Source organism: Pseudomonas sp. REST10 (genome assembly GCF_029542605.1).
GTDB classification, from domain to species: domain Bacteria; phylum Pseudomonadota; class Gammaproteobacteria; order Pseudomonadales; family Pseudomonadaceae; genus Aquipseudomonas; species Aquipseudomonas khazarica.
Genome location: NZ_CP035677.1, coordinates 438,981 through 452,558 on the forward strand (window position 1 = coordinate 438,981; position 13,578 = coordinate 452,558).

15 protein-coding genes are annotated in these 13,578 nt (G+C 66.9%); 14 read left to right on the plus strand and 1 reads right to left on the minus strand.

Going from position 1 to position 13,578, the window contains the following annotated elements:
* Positions 1 to 33: 33 nt before the first annotated feature.
* Positions 34 to 807 carry a transcriptional regulator GlcC gene (gene glcC, locus EWH21_RS02045; RefSeq protein ID WP_037057102.1) on the plus strand — a complete coding sequence of 258 codons (774 nt, stop codon included), beginning with the start codon at positions 34 to 36 and terminating at the stop codon, positions 805 to 807.
* 180 nt (positions 808 to 987) lie between these two features.
* Here the strand turns inward: glcC and flgA are convergent, their stop codons facing one another.
* Entirely contained in the window at positions 988 to 1,656 is a 669-nt protein-coding gene (gene flgA, locus EWH21_RS02050; protein ID WP_277699672.1) for a flagellar basal body P-ring formation chaperone FlgA, read from the minus strand.
* A 228-nt stretch (positions 1,657 to 1,884) separates the two neighbouring features.
* Between flgA and flgB the strand changes: the two genes are divergently transcribed.
* The 13 genes from flgB to EWH21_RS02115 all read left to right on the plus strand — a co-directional run bounded on the left by flgB (position 1,885) and on the right by EWH21_RS02115 (position 13,567).
* Positions 1,885 to 2,238 carry a flagellar basal body rod protein FlgB gene (flgB, locus tag EWH21_RS02055; protein ID WP_037057100.1) on the plus strand — a complete coding sequence of 118 codons (354 nt, stop codon included), beginning with the start codon at positions 1,885 to 1,887 and terminating at the stop codon, positions 2,236 to 2,238.
* A gap of 2 nt (positions 2,239 to 2,240) precedes the next feature.
* Positions 2,241 to 2,669, plus strand: coding sequence for a flagellar basal body rod protein FlgC (gene flgC / locus EWH21_RS02060; protein ID WP_179553105.1), 429 nt, complete (start codon positions 2,241 to 2,243; stop codon positions 2,667 to 2,669).
* Positions 2,669 to 3,346, plus strand: coding sequence for a flagellar hook assembly protein FlgD (gene flgD, locus EWH21_RS02065; protein ID WP_277699673.1), 678 nt, complete (start codon positions 2,669 to 2,671; stop codon positions 3,344 to 3,346). Before flgC ends, flgD begins: the two co-directional genes overlap by 1 nt.
* 36 nt (positions 3,347 to 3,382) lie before the next feature.
* A complete protein-coding gene (gene flgE / locus EWH21_RS02070) occupies positions 3,383 to 4,570 on the plus strand; it encodes a flagellar hook protein FlgE (RefSeq protein WP_134677584.1) in 1,188 nt (395 codons plus the stop codon).
* Positions 4,571 to 4,579: 9 nt separating this feature from the next.
* On the plus strand, positions 4,580 to 5,311 hold the full coding sequence (locus EWH21_RS02075; protein ID WP_277699674.1) for a flagellar basal body rod protein FlgF: 732 nt from the start codon (positions 4,580 to 4,582) through the stop codon (positions 5,309 to 5,311).
* 116 nt (positions 5,312 to 5,427) lie between these two features.
* Positions 5,428 to 6,213 (plus strand): flagellar basal-body rod protein FlgG, encoded by a 786-nt coding sequence (gene flgG / locus EWH21_RS02080; RefSeq protein ID WP_047588779.1) that lies wholly within the window; start codon positions 5,428 to 5,430, stop codon positions 6,211 to 6,213.
* Between the two features lie 5 nt (positions 6,214 to 6,218).
* Positions 6,219 to 6,881 (plus strand): flagellar basal body L-ring protein FlgH, encoded by a 663-nt coding sequence (gene flgH / locus EWH21_RS02085; RefSeq protein WP_134677587.1) that lies wholly within the window; start codon positions 6,219 to 6,221, stop codon positions 6,879 to 6,881.
* 9 nt (positions 6,882 to 6,890) lie between these two features.
* Positions 6,891 to 7,985: a flagellar basal body P-ring protein FlgI gene (locus tag EWH21_RS02090; RefSeq protein WP_037057087.1), complete on the plus strand. Its 1,095-nt coding sequence runs from the start codon at positions 6,891 to 6,893 to the stop codon at positions 7,983 to 7,985.
* Positions 7,986 to 7,988: 3 nt separating this feature from the next.
* Complete coding sequence (locus EWH21_RS02095; protein ID WP_277699675.1) at positions 7,989 to 9,107, plus strand: lytic transglycosylase domain-containing protein; 1,119 nt, start codon at positions 7,989 to 7,991, stop codon at positions 9,105 to 9,107.
* A gap of 3 nt (positions 9,108 to 9,110) precedes the next feature.
* A complete protein-coding gene (gene flgK / locus EWH21_RS02100) occupies positions 9,111 to 10,478 on the plus strand; it encodes a flagellar hook-associated protein FlgK (RefSeq protein WP_150607498.1) in 1,368 nt (455 codons plus the stop codon).
* Positions 10,479 to 10,502: 24 nt separating this feature from the next.
* Entirely contained in the window at positions 10,503 to 11,420 is a 918-nt protein-coding gene (gene flgL, locus EWH21_RS02105; RefSeq protein WP_277699676.1) for a flagellar hook-associated protein FlgL, read from the plus strand.
* 15 nt (positions 11,421 to 11,435) lie between these two features.
* Positions 11,436 to 12,461: a hypothetical protein gene (locus EWH21_RS02110; protein WP_277700588.1), complete on the plus strand. Its 1,026-nt coding sequence runs from the start codon at positions 11,436 to 11,438 to the stop codon at positions 12,459 to 12,461.
* A 323-nt stretch (positions 12,462 to 12,784) separates the two neighbouring features.
* On the plus strand, positions 12,785 to 13,567 hold the full coding sequence (locus tag EWH21_RS02115; RefSeq protein WP_037057079.1) for a type IV pili methyl-accepting chemotaxis transducer N-terminal domain-containing protein: 783 nt from the start codon (positions 12,785 to 12,787) through the stop codon (positions 13,565 to 13,567).
* Positions 13,568 to 13,578 lie beyond the last annotated feature (11 nt).

The following is a 13,578-nucleotide window of genomic DNA, read 5'->3' on the forward strand; positions in this document are numbered from 1 at the left end:
AAAACTGGTACGACCAGTTGTGATGAGGACGAAATGGACGCGAATCTGAACGCCGCACGACGGCAGGTGAGTGACGTGGTGGCCGAGCGCATCGAGCGCCTGATCGTCGATGGCGTGCTCAAGGTGGGGCAACCGCTGCCGTCGGAGCGGCGCCTGTGCGAGAAACTGGGCATCTCCCGCTCGGCGCTGCGCGAGGGGCTCAAGGTGCTGCGCGGACGCGGCATCATCGAGACCGCCCAGGGGCGAGATTCGCGTGTGGCCAAGCTCAGTGGCGAGCGCGATGCCAGCCCGCTGATGCACCTGTTCAATTCGCAGCCGCGCACGCTCTACGACCTGCTGGAGGTGCGTGGTCTGCTCGAAGGGGAGTCGGCGCGGCTGGCGGCGCTGCGTGGCACCGAGGCGGACTTCGTCCTGCTGACCCGGCGTTACGAGGAGATGCTCGCCGCGCATACCCAGGAGAACCCGGTCGACCCGCGCGAGCATGCGCGCCTCGACCATGCCTTCCACCTGGCGATCTGCGAGGCCTCGCACAACCCGGTGCTGGTGCACACCCTGCAATCGCTCACCGACCTGATGCTCAGCACCGTGTTCGCCTCGGTGAACAACCTGTATCACCGGCCGGCGCAGAAACGGCAGATCGACCGGCAGCACGCGCGTCTCTACCACGCGGTGCTCGAGCGCCTGCCGGAGCAGGCCCAGCGCGCCGCACGCGACCATATCAACAGCATCCGCGACAACCTGCGCGACATCGAGCAGGAGGAGCAGCGCCTGGTGCGCGCGACCATGCGCCTGGAAGGCTGGACATGAGCGTCGAGCCGCCAGCTTCGAGCGGCCAGTAGAAGTCAGCGCCTGGTCGCGGTTGCCGCAGGGAGGCGTTGCGCCGCAGCAGGCGCAGCGGGCATTTCAGCGCGGCACGCCAGGCGGCTGATCCACCTCGCAGCCGTTCGCGAGCTGCTTTCGACTTGTCGCTTGGGGCTTGTCGCCGCGCTACCTGAAGGTGCTGGTGACCACGCCTTCTTCCACCACCTGGGCCTCGATCACCTTCTGGCTGCCGAGGTTGCGCACGCGGATCACCTCGCCCTCGCGGCCGTTGGCCAGGGCCTCGCCGGTGGCCGAGGCGGAGATGCCGTCCTGGCTGGCGACGATGCTCACCTGCTGGCCACGACGCACCAGCAGCGGCGCGCTGAGCAGGTTCGGTGCGATCAGCTGGCCGGCGCGGATGCGCCGCTTGGCGCCCTGGCCGACGACCTCGTCGACGTCGGCGTAGAAACCGCGCGACGCCTTGCCGATGTTCACTTCCTGCAACTGCAGGTGATCGCGGGTGATGGTCTGGCCGCGCTCGATCACCCGTGCCGCATGCACGGTCGGCAGGAACACGCTGGCCTGAACCAGGGCAGTGAGCGTCCAGCCGGGGGCATCCGCGCAGCTCAGTTGCAGACGCTGGCGTGACAGCGGTGAAGGGTCGTCGCTGCTGGCGCTCAGTTGCAACGCCTGGGTGCAGGCCGGCAACCGTTCGGCATTGCCCAGCAGGCTGATGTCGAGGCTGTGGCGTTGCCCGTGCCAGGCCTGGCGCCTGGCCTCCTCGGCGAGCCGCTGCTGCATGTGCGCGGCGACCGCCTGATCGATCTGGACAGCCGCCTCATCCGCAGCGGCCATGGTCGCGAGTGGCCCCAGCGCGAGGAGGAAAAGCAGCGACGCGCAGGCGGAAAAAGCCTTTCCGCTTTTCCTCTCGGCGCCGCGCCGATGCGGAAAGAGGGCGACGCCAAGGCGCCCGATCGATCTTGAAAAGTCCTTATAAATCAATGTGCTGCAGCTCTTCATGGGGTTGGGCACGCTTTGTGCTCAAGGCATCTCGGCACAACCTTGGGTTAAGGGTAGCGGTGAATGAGTATACGGATTGATGACGTGGTGGGGCTGCATTCGCGGGCGATCGAGCTGCGCATGCAACGCAGCGAGATTCTCGCCGCCAACCTGGCCAACGAAGACACGCCGGGCTTCCTCGCCCGTGACATCGACTTCGCTGGTGAGATGCAGCGCCTCGACCCGCAGCAGGCTTTCGCGGCCAGCAGCGCCGACCTCAAGTACCGCGTACCGACCCAGCCGTCGCAGGACGGCAACAGCGTCGAGCTGAGTGTGGAACAGGCCGCGTTCTCCAAGAACAGCATGGACTTCCAGACCAGCCTGACCTTTCTCAGCATGAAATTTCGCGGCCTGAAGCAGGCCATCGAGGGACGCTGACCATGGCTTTCGATTCCATCTACCGCATCGCCGGCTCGTCGATGAACGCGCAGACCGTGCGCCTCAACACCGTGGCCAGCAACCTGGCCAACGCCGACTCGGCGGCGGCCAGTGCCGACGCCGTGTACCAGGCGCGCAAACCGGTGTTCGCCGCCGTCTACAACAACGACCAGATGACCCGCAGCGTGGGCATGGGCGGCGCCCATGTGCAGGTGCTCGACGTGGTCACGGCCGGGCGCGAGCCGGTGCGCCGCTACGAACCGGACAACCCGCTGGCCGATGATCAGGGCTACGTGTTCTACGCCGACATCGACCAGATCGAAGAGATGACCGACATGATGTCAGCCACCCGCAGCTTCGAGACCAGTGTCGAAGTCCTCAACCGCCTGAAGAGCATGCAGCAGGGCCTGCTCAAGCTCGGAGAATCCTGATGGCCGTGGTCAGCAACGACAAGCAGAACAGCACCGCCTATGGCATCGACGAGGCGGTGAAGCAGGCGGTCAACGTCAGCGACGCGGCGCAGCTGGAGAACAACTTCCTCACCCTGATGGTCGCGCAGATCCAGAACCAGGACCCGACCAAGCCGGTGGACAGCACCGAGTTCCTCAACCAGTTCGCCGCCATGAGCCAGGTCAAGAGCCTGGAAAACATGGCCTCGCTGAGCAAGAGCAACCTGGTCCTGCTGGACAACCTGCAGACCCTCACCGCTGCGGGCCTGGTCGGCCAGGAAGTGAAGGTGGCGACCGAGCAGCTGGAGCTGGGCGAGGAGGCCATCAACGGCGAGATCAACCTGGAGCATGCCGCCGGCAAGCTGACCCTGACGCTGACCGACAGCAACGGCGTGAAGAAGGACATCGACCTCGGCTCCCAGGCGCCGGGGCGCGTGCCCTTCGCGCTGGACCCGCAGGCTCTCGGCCTGGCTCCGGGGCGCTACCAGGTCGAGGTCAACAGCGACAGTGGCGAGTACCCCAAGGTCGAGGTGGCCGGGCGTGTCACCCAGGTGCGCGTCAGCGCCGAAGGCCCGGTGCTGGACGTCATCGGCGTCGGCTCCGTGCCCTTCTACAACATCACCGAATTCGGCCAGACGCAGACCGCCGGTCTGCTCTGATCCCTCTCATCCGCTTCCTTCAAGGGTCCTGTCGCCATGAGTTTCAACATCGCCATGACCGGCCTCAGCGCCGTCAACGAACAGCTCAACACCATCAGCCACAACATCGCCAACGCCGGCACCACCGGCTTCAAATCGTCGCGCACCGAGTTCGGCAGCATCTACGCCGACAGCCAGGCGATGGGCGTGGAAGTGCTGGCCACCACGCAGAGCATCAGCCAGGGCGGTTCCCTGGTGACCACCGGGCGCAGCCTGGACCTGGCCATCTCCGGCGGCGGCTTCTTCGTCACCCGCGATACCAATGGCGACCTGAGCTATACCCGCGCCGGCGTGTTCGGTGCCGACAAGAACAACTTCATCGTCAATGCCGCCGGGCAGACCCTGCAGGGCTACCCGGTGGATGCCGCCGGCAACCTGCTGGTCGGGGCCATGGGTGACCTGCAACTGCAGAACGCCAACCTGCCGGCTCGCGCCACCGACACCCTGGCGTTCGTCATGAACCTGGACTCCAACGAGGCGGTCCCGGCCACCGCGCCCTTCGACGTGGCGGACGTGAACACCTACAACTCCACCTACACCACCAAGGTGTTCGACTCCCAGGGCAAGGAACACACCCTGACCCAGTACTTCGTCAAGACCGCCGCCAATGACTGGGAGGCGTACTACTACGCCGATGGCGCCGCCGTCGGTGGCCCGCAGGCGCTGAACTTCGGCACCAACGGCACGCTCGCCGCACCGGCCGGCCCGGTCAACGTCGGCTTCCCGCTGCCGGGCGTCGACCCCATGGCCATCGCCATCGACTACAGCAACTCCAGCCAGTACGGCTCCGACTTCGTCGTCACCACCAACCGCGCCAGCGGTTATGCGGCGGGCGAGCAGACCGGCCTGTCGGTGGAGAAGGACGGCATGGTCTACGCCAACTACAGCAACGGCCAGCGCATGCTGCAGGGCCAGGTGGCGCTGGCCACCTTCGCCAACACCGGCGGCCTGAAGAACATCAGCGGCACCGCCTGGGTGGAGACCGCCGAGTCCGGCGCCGCGCTGATCGGCGTGCCGGGTGTCGGCCCCTTCGGCGAACTGGCCGCCGGTTCCCTGGAGAACTCCAACGTCGACCTGACCCAGCAGCTGGTGGGCCTGATGGAGGGCCAGCGCAACTACCAGGCCAACACCAAGGTGCTGACCACCAACAAGGAACTCACCCAAGTGCTGTTCGGCGCGATCTGAGGCTGACCCATGGACCGTCTCGGCTACACCGCAATGACCGCCGCCAGCCGCACCATGAGCTCGCTCACGGTGCGCGCCAACAACCTGGCCAACGTCAACACCCCCGGCTTCCGCGCCGACCTCGAACAGGCCCAGGCTGTCGCCGTGGAAGGCTACGGCTATGACAGCCGGCACCTGGCGCGGGTCAAGAACAACGGCGTCAACCTGGCGCCCGGCGAGCTGATGGCCACCGGTCGTGACCTCGACGTGGCGATCCAGGGCCGTGGTCTGTTCGCCGTCGAAGGCGACGGCGGTGCCGAGCGCTACACCCGCAACGGCGCGCTGCAGGTCGATGCCGAGCTGCGCCTGACCCTGAACGGGCGTGCCGTGCTGGGCGAGGGCGGCCCCATCGTGCTGCCCGAGTACGACAGCCTGCACATTGGTCGCGACGGCACGGTGTCGGTGATCCCGCGAGGCGATTTCGTCACCGCCGAGGTCGACCGCATCCGCGTGGTCGATGTCGACGCCGCCGACCTGAGCAAGGACGCCAGCGGCCTGCTGCTGCGTAGCGACGGCCAGCCGGCCGAGGCCATGGAGGCGCCGGCGCTGGCCGCCGGGTACCTGGAGGCGAGCAACGTCGGCGCCATCGACCAGCTGGTGGCGACCATGAGCCTCAACCGCCTGTTCGAGACCCAGGTGAAGATGATGAAGGCCGCCGAGGACCTCTCCGAGGCCGGCAACCGGATGATCCGCGGCAGCTGATGGGGCTGCCTTCCCCCTCTCCCTTGAACGGCAGAGGTCGGCAACGACACAGGTAGCCCGGATGCGATCCGGGAGCACGTCCCCGGAGCGCATCCGGGCTACAGAGGAGACACGACATGAGTTCCGCACTTTGGGTCAGCAAGACCGGCCTGGCCGCCCAGGACAAGGCCATGAGCGCCGTGGCCAACAACCTGGCCAACGTCAACACCAACGGTTTCAAGAGCGACCGCGTGGTGTTCGAGGACCTGTTCTACGCCATCGAACTGCAGCCGGGTGCGCAGGCCGATGAGGTCAACACCGTACCCTCCGGCATCCAGCTCGGCAGCGGTGTGCGCGTGGCCGGCACGCAGAAGGTGTTCACCGAGGGCAGCATCCAGACCACCGGCCAGCCCATGGACCTGGCGATCATCGGCGCGGGCTTCTTCCAGGTGGAAGCACCCAACGGCGACATCTACTACACCGAGAACGGCCAGCTGCAGCTCAATGCCGAAGGCATGATCGTCAACTCCCAGGGCCTGCCGCTGACGCCGAACATCGAGGTGCCAGCCGGCAGCAGCCGCTTCACCGTGGGCAGCGACGGCATCGTCACCGCCGTGCTGGCCGGCGACACCCTGCCGTCCGAGCTGGGCCAGATCACCCTGGTCAATTTCACCAATCCGGGCGGCCTGGAAGCCCTTGGCGGCAACCTCTACCGCGAGACCGTGGCCAGCGGCGAGCCGGTGGAAGGCGTGCCGGGCGAGGAAGGCCTGGGCAACCTCAAGCAGGGCGTGCTGGAAGGCTCCAACGTGCAGGTGGTCGAGGCCATGGTCAACATGATCTCCATCCAGCGCGCCTACGAGGCCAACGCCAAGGTGCTCGACGCCGCCTCCGGCATGCAGCAGTTCCTCAACCAGACCGTGTGATCGCCATGATGCGCCTGCTTTCGCTGGTTCTGCTGTCGCTGCTCGGCGGCTGCGCCAGCTTCAACGAGATGCTCCCCGACGAAGACTCCAGCCAGTACCAGCCACTGGCGATGGACTACAGCCAGCCGCCGACCACCAGCGGCGGGCTGTTTCGCAGCGGCTACAGCGGCTCGCTGACCGGCGACAAGCGCGCGGTGCGGGTCGGCGACATCCTCACCGTGGTGCTCGACGAGTCCACCCAGTCGAGCAAGAGCGCCGGCACCAGCTTCGGCAAGAACTCCAGCGCGGCCATCGGCGTTCCCACCGTGCTCGGCAAGACCTACGACCGCCTGGAAAGCTCCGCCGAGGCCAAGCGCGACTTCGAGGGTTCGGCCAAGAGCTCGCAGCAGAACACCCTGCGCGGCTCCATCGCGGTGACGGTGCATCAGGTGCTGCCCAACGGCACCCTGCTGATCAAGGGCGAGAAGGCCCTGCGCCTGAACCAGGGCGACGAGTACATCCGTCTGGTCGGTCTGGTGCGCACCGACGACATCAACCGCGCCAATCAGGTGTCGTCGCAGAACGTGGCCAACGCCCGCATCTCCTACGCCGGCCGTGGCGTGCTCAACGACAGCAACTCGGCCGGCTGGCTGACGCGCTTCTTCACCCACCCGCTGTTCCCCCTCTGAGGCCCGGTCATGCTCTATCGCATCTGCGTCGCCCTGCTCCTGACCTGGCCGCTGTCGACCCGCGCCGTACCGCTGATGGACCTGGTGGACATCGAGGGTATCCGGGGCAACCAGCTGATCGGCTACGGCCTGGTGGTCGGCCTCGACGGCACCGGTGACAAGAACCAGGTCAAGTTCACCAGCCAGTCGGTGACCAACATGATCAAGCAGTTCGGCATCAACCTGCCGCCGAACGTCGACCCGAAGCTGAAGAACGTCGCCGCCGTCACCGTCACGGCGGAGATACCGCCGTCCTACAGTCCGGGGCAGAGCGTCGACGTCACCGTCGCCTCGCTGGGCGACGCCAAGAGCCTGCGTGGCGGCCAGCTGCTGATGACCCCGCTGCATGGCGTCGACGGCGAGATCTACGCCCTGGCCCAGGGCGCCATCGTCGTCGGCGGCCTCAACGCCACCGGGCAGAGCGGTTCCAGCGTGGCGATCAACTCGGCCAACAGCGGCCGGGTGCCCAATGGTGCGACGGTCGAGCGCCTCATTCCCAGCGATTTCAGCACCCGTGAAGAGGTCATGCTGAACCTGCGCCAGCCCAGCTTCCAGACCGCTGCCAAGGTGGTCGAGGCGGTCAACGGGCGCTTCGGCAGCGGCACCGCCAGCGCGCTGGATTCCACCAAGATCTCCATTCGCGCGCCAGTCACCAGCACCCAGCGCATCGGCTTCATGGCCATGCTCGAAGGCCTGGAGGTCGAGGAAGGACGCGAGCGGCCGAAGGTGGTGTTCAACAGTCGTACCGGCACCGTGGTGGTGGGCCAGGGCGTGCGGGTCAAGGCGGCGGCGGTGGCCCACGGCACCCTCACCGTGACCATCAGCGAGAACCCTCAGGTCAGCCAGCCGAATGCCTTCTCCGGCGGCCAGACCGCCGTGGTGCCGCGCTCCGACGTGGCCGTCAGCCAGGACAAGAACGCCATGTTCAAGTGGCCGGAAGGCGCCAGCCTGGACAGCATCATCAACACCGTGAACAGCCTCGGCGCCACCCCGGACGACGTCATGAGCATCCTCCAGGCGCTGGAGCAGGCCGGTGCCCTCAATGCCGAACTGATCGTGATCTGAACCATGAGCATCGTTTCCCTCGCGCAACACATGAACAGCCACCGCGGCAGCGCCGATGGCATCGGCACGGCCCGCGAACAGCAGCTGCAGGCGGCTGCCGAGCAGTTCGAGGCGCTGTTCCTGCAGCAGATCCTCAAGCAGATGCGCAAGGCCAGCGACGTGCTGGCCGAAGGCAACCCGATGCGCAGTCGCGAGATGGACACCATGCGCGACTTCTACGACGAGGTGCTGTCCGAGACCCTGGCCGGCCGCAAGCAGACCGGCATCGCCGACATGCTGGTCAAGCAGCTCTCGGATAACGGCGGCGCGCCAGACCTGCAGGGCGCCGCGCTGGCCGCACGCTCCGCCGAACTGCCGGCGCGCACCGGCAGCAGCCTGCTGGAGCCGCTGCGGGCGACCTGGCAGCGCGGCGTCGATAACCTCGGCAAGGTCTGGGACAAGGGCTCGGCGGGTTTCGTCGCCCTGGTCGAGCGGGTCATCCAGCAGGAGTCCGCCGGGCGCGTCGACGCCGTGTCGCCGAAGGGCGCGCGCGGCCTGATGCAGCTGATGCCGGAGACCGCCCGCGAGGTGGCCGCCGAACTCGGCCTGCCGTTCAGCGAAGCGCGCCTGACCAGTGACGCCGACTACAACAGACGCCTCGGCAGTGCCTACCTGGACAAGATGCTGCAACGCTACGATGGCCATCAGGCGCTGGCGCTGGCGGCCTACAATGCCGGGCCGGGGCGGGTCGACGAATGGCTCAAGGTCAACGGCGATCCGCGCAGCGGCGAGATCAGTACCGGCGCCTGGATCGAGCGCATTCCCTATCAGGAAACCCGCGACTACACGCGCAGGATCCTCGGCGACCTGGCCAGCCGCGAGGCGCCGCTGCAGGAGGCCGCACAGCAGACCTCGCTCAGCGCCCAGACCCGCCAGCAGCTGGCCAGTGCCCTGAGCGCCGACAGCGGCCTGCTGCTGGGCGCCGTCGCCGGCAAGCAGGTGCTGGCGCGCGATGAATTTAAGTCCGCCGCCGATTCCGTCGCCCTGTCTTCGGTAACAGCCCAACGCGCTGCCGACGACGCCCGTGCGCCGCGTCTGGCGGCCTTCGCTCAGCCGATGCGCTTCGAGCGTCAGGAGTCCTAAGCCATGAGCATCCTCAACCAGATCGCCTACAGTGGCGTGCGTGCCAGCCAGGTGGCCCTGGCCAGCACCGGGCAGAACATCGCCAACGTCAACACGCCGGGCTTCAGCCGCCTGCAGACCGTCACCGGTTCGCTGGCCGGGCAGGGTGGCCTGAGCGTCGGTGGTGGTGTCGAGGTGATCAGCATCCGCCGCATGACCAACGACTTTCACAACCAGCAACTGTGGCGCGCGACCACCGAAGAGAACTTCTACGGCGCATCGCAGCAGTACCTGACCGCGCTGGAGGCACTGATGTCCGGCACGGGTTCGAGCATCAGCGCCGGCCTCGACCAGTTCTTCGCCGCGCTCAGCGAAGCCAGCGCCACCCCCGGATCCATCGCCCTGCGCCAGCAGATCATCAGCGAGGCCAGCAACCTGTCCCAGCGCTTCAACGGCCTGAGCAGCAACATCGACGCCCAGGTCAAGGCGCTGCAGGAACAACGCACGGCCATGGCCACCGAGATCAACGGCCTCACCGAGAACATCGCCCTGCTCAACAAGAAGATCGTCGAGACCGAGTCGGTCAAGGGTGACAGCACGGCGCTGCGCGACCACCGCGAGAGCCTGGTGGGGCAGCTCAGCCAGTTCGCCAAGCTGCGCATACACGAGGTGCCGGACGGTTCGCTCAGCGTCGCCCTGGCCAACGGTCAGCCGCTGGTGGCCGGGCCGACCGCCGGCCAGCTCGCCGTGGCGATGACCGCGACCGGCGAGCAGGAGGTCAGCCTGGCCTTCGCCGGCACCAGCTTCCCGCTGCGCCAGGACGGTTTCGGCGGCGCGTTCGGCGGTCTCCATGACGTCGAGTACAACAGCCTGCGGCCGAACCTCGACGCCCTGCACGACATGGCCAGCCAGCTGGCGCAGATGGTCAACGATGTGCTCGCCACCGGCTTCGACCTCGATGGCAATCCGGGCCAGCCGCTGTTCGTCTACGACCCCGCCAGCACCACCGCGCTGCTGCGCATCGAGCCGCTGACGGCCGAGCAGCTGGCGTTTTCCTCGACGGCGGGGGAGACGGGCAACAACGAGGTGCTGCTCGACCTGCTCGGCCTGAAGAACCAGACCATCACCCTGAACGGCAGCCAGGTCACCCTCAACGACGCCTACGCCGGCCTGCTCGGCCAGGTCGCCAGCGACAGTCGGCAGAACCAGGCCGACCTCAAGTCCGCCACCGCCGTGACCCAGCAGGCCCAGGCCCAGCGCGACAGTGTCAGCGCGGTGAGCCTGGATGAGGAGGCGGTCAACCTGATGACCTATCAGCAGGCCTACCAGGCCAACATGAAGGTGATCAGCACGGCCAACCAGTTGTTCGACGACATGCTTTCCGCGTTCTGACGCGCTTTCTGGAGAGACCCGCTGATGATGCGCATCACCAACTCGCAGATCACCTCGATGATGCACAACTCGATGAACGTCAGTTCCGCCGAGTTGGGCAAGTTGATGCAGCAGATGGCCACCGGCAAGCGCATCCTGCTGCCGTCCGACGATCCCATCGCCAGCGTGCGGGTGCTGCGCGTGGAGCGTGAAGAGGCGAGCCTGGAGCAGTTTCGCAAGAACATCGCCAACGTGTCCGGCAGCCTGTCGACCCAGGAGGCCAACCTCAAGTCCACCTCCGACGCCATGCTCAACGTGCGCGACCTGCTGCTGTGGGCCGCCAACGGCTCCAACACCAGCGAAGACCTGGCGGCCATGGCCGGCGAGCTGTCGATCATCGAGGACACCATCGTCAGCTTCGCCAACGTGCGTGACGAGGAGGGCCGCTACCTGTTCTCCGGCACCCTCAGCGACACCCAGGCGCTGACCTTCGATGCCGCGACCCAGACCTACAGCCTCACTGGCAACGACAAGCACCGTCAGGCAGCCGTGGCCAACGGCGTGCTGGTCGACGAGAACGTCACCGCTGCCAGCGTGTACGGCACGGGCGTGGGCATGCTCAACGAGCTGCGCGGCCTGATCAACACCCTGCAGGACCCGGCGCTGGATGCCACCGATCCGGCCGTGCTCCAGCAGATCGTCGATACCATGGCGGCACTGGACGATGCGCATGGCCGGGTACTGGGTTCGATCACCGACCTGGGTGGCCGGCAGAATGCCCTGACCCTGCTGACCGACAGCAACGAGGACGTCTCGCTGGTCAACCAGAAGATCGAGGGCGAGCTGTCGCAGCTCGACTATGCCGGCGCCACCATCGACCTGAACAACTACCAGCTGGCGCTGGGCGCGACCCAGAAGACCTACCTGAAGATCAACGAAATGTCGTTGTTCAGCCTGCTGTAAGGAGCCGCGCCGGTGATCAAGGTCGATAAGCAGCTCCCGGTCGTCACGGCGCTCGATCCACAGGCACGTCGCCCGGTGCAGGGCGAACAGACCGCGCTGCGCACGCGCAAGGCGGCGCCGGCTGCCGAGCCGGCGGCCACGCCGCGTGGCAAGAGCACCAGCTTCAACCTGCAGCTCAACCAGCAGCTCACCTCGATGCAGGCGGCCGACAGCTACCTGGGCGAGCTGGCCGGGCGCCTCGGTCAGCTCAAGCTCAGCCTCAGCCGCGAGATCGGCAATGCTCAGGCGGGAGCGCGCGAAGCCCTCAAACGCGAACTGGAGCAGGTGCGCACGTTGCTGGCCGAGCGCGGCCAGCGCTCCGGCGAGGCGCTGGATGCCAGCTTCAAGCTGCGTCTGAACGAGCCGGTACGCAGCCGCTTCACTCTGCAGGGGCTGGACTCCGTTGCGGCGGTGCAACAGGCCGGCCGGGAAACCCTGCTGTTCAGCGCTGGACGCAAGCTGGCCGAACCCCTGGCCGTGGTGCTCGACGAGGGCCTGAGCGAGCAGCAGATCCTGCGCCGCTTCAATGTCGGCCTCGGCCCGGCGGGCATTCGTGCCGAGCTCGACAGCGGTGGCGCGCTGCGTTTCAGTGCGCGGGAAAGCGAATGGCAGCAGCTCAAGGGCGAGCTGCGCGTGCAGGGCGAGGGCAAGCTCGCGGCCAAGGCCGCGACGGCCTTGCCCAGTCACGACGAGCAACTGCTGCGCCTGCCCGATGCCGCGCGCCTGGATGGTGCCCGCGAGCTGCGCCGGGCGCTGGACGAAGTGGTCGAGGCGCTGGACAGGATCGGCTCGCTGCGCGAACAGCTCAGTCATCGCCAGGAGGAAATCCGCGAATTCCTGGCGCGTCACGCCGAGCAGAACGAGCGCGAGTGGGCGCGCGATTTCGCCGGTGAGGTGTTCAACCTGATGAGCCGCAGCCCCAGCAGCTACGCGGCCGTGACCCAGACCGTGGTGGCGCAGGCCAACATCAGCCGCTCCAGCGTGGTCAGCCTGCTCTCCTGAGATTCCTCGTCCCCCGTTTTCTGGCGACTGGCGGCTTTTTTACGACCTGCCGTCGCGCCTGTCCGGGCGGCGGCGGAGTTTTTTGTCCGATCGGCCAGAATTCCTGCCGAAAAATGCGACCGTCGGTCCGCTTCATGACTGGTCGCACAGAATGATGGCGTTTTACCAGCTATGATCGGCGCCTTTTTTTCGGCATCCGGGTCACGCGCCCGGCATCCCTGCCCCCTCGCATTCCAATAAAAACCCCGCATTCAAGGGTTCAACCCGTTACCGCAGGCAGTCGCCTGCGGTGCATTGCCTTGTTCTCGAATTGGAGTACCGACGTGTTGAAGAAGTACCTGACATTCATCCTGCTGGCCTGCACCACGCTGGTCAGCCTGCCCAGCCTGGCGCAGCTCACCGACTCCGAGGCCATGAACATGGCCGGCCTGCAGCGTTCGCTCGGCCAGCGCATGGCCAAGGACTACCTGATGCTTGGCGCCGATGTGCGCGTGGACACCGCGCAGCGCCAGCTGCAGGAAACCATCCAGCGTTTCGAAGCCAGCCACAGGGCCCTCTCGGAATACGCGCCCAACGCCGAGATCAAGGCCGCCCTGGCCCAGGTCGGTGCGACCTGGTCGACCTATCGCCAGCAAGTCGAGGCCACGCCGGACCAGGCCCAGGCCGTGCAGGTGCTGGCGGCCAGCGAGCAGCTGCTGCAGCAGACCCAGACCGTGACCGATCTGATGGCCAAGCACGTCGGCGCGATGGGCGCGACGGTCAACCGCAGCGGCTGGGCGCGGGTGCAGACCCAGCGCATCGCCATGCTCTACATGGCCAAGTCCTGGCGTGTGCAGATGCCGGACCTCGATGCCAAGCTGGACAAGTCCGTGAGCGACTTCGAGACCATCCTCAAGGAGCTGGAAGCCGCCGGCACGCCCAATGAAGAGATCGCCGCCGCCCAGCGTCGCGCCCGTGCCCACTGGGGCTTCACCCTCAAGGGCATCGACCTGCATGCCTCGCAGGACTTCGTGCCGACCGTGATCACCGTCAGCACCGACTCGCTGTTCCGCCAGCTCAACGAGCTGACCCGCCTGTACGCCGGCCTGAAAGCCAGCGAGTCCTGATCGCCTTTCGC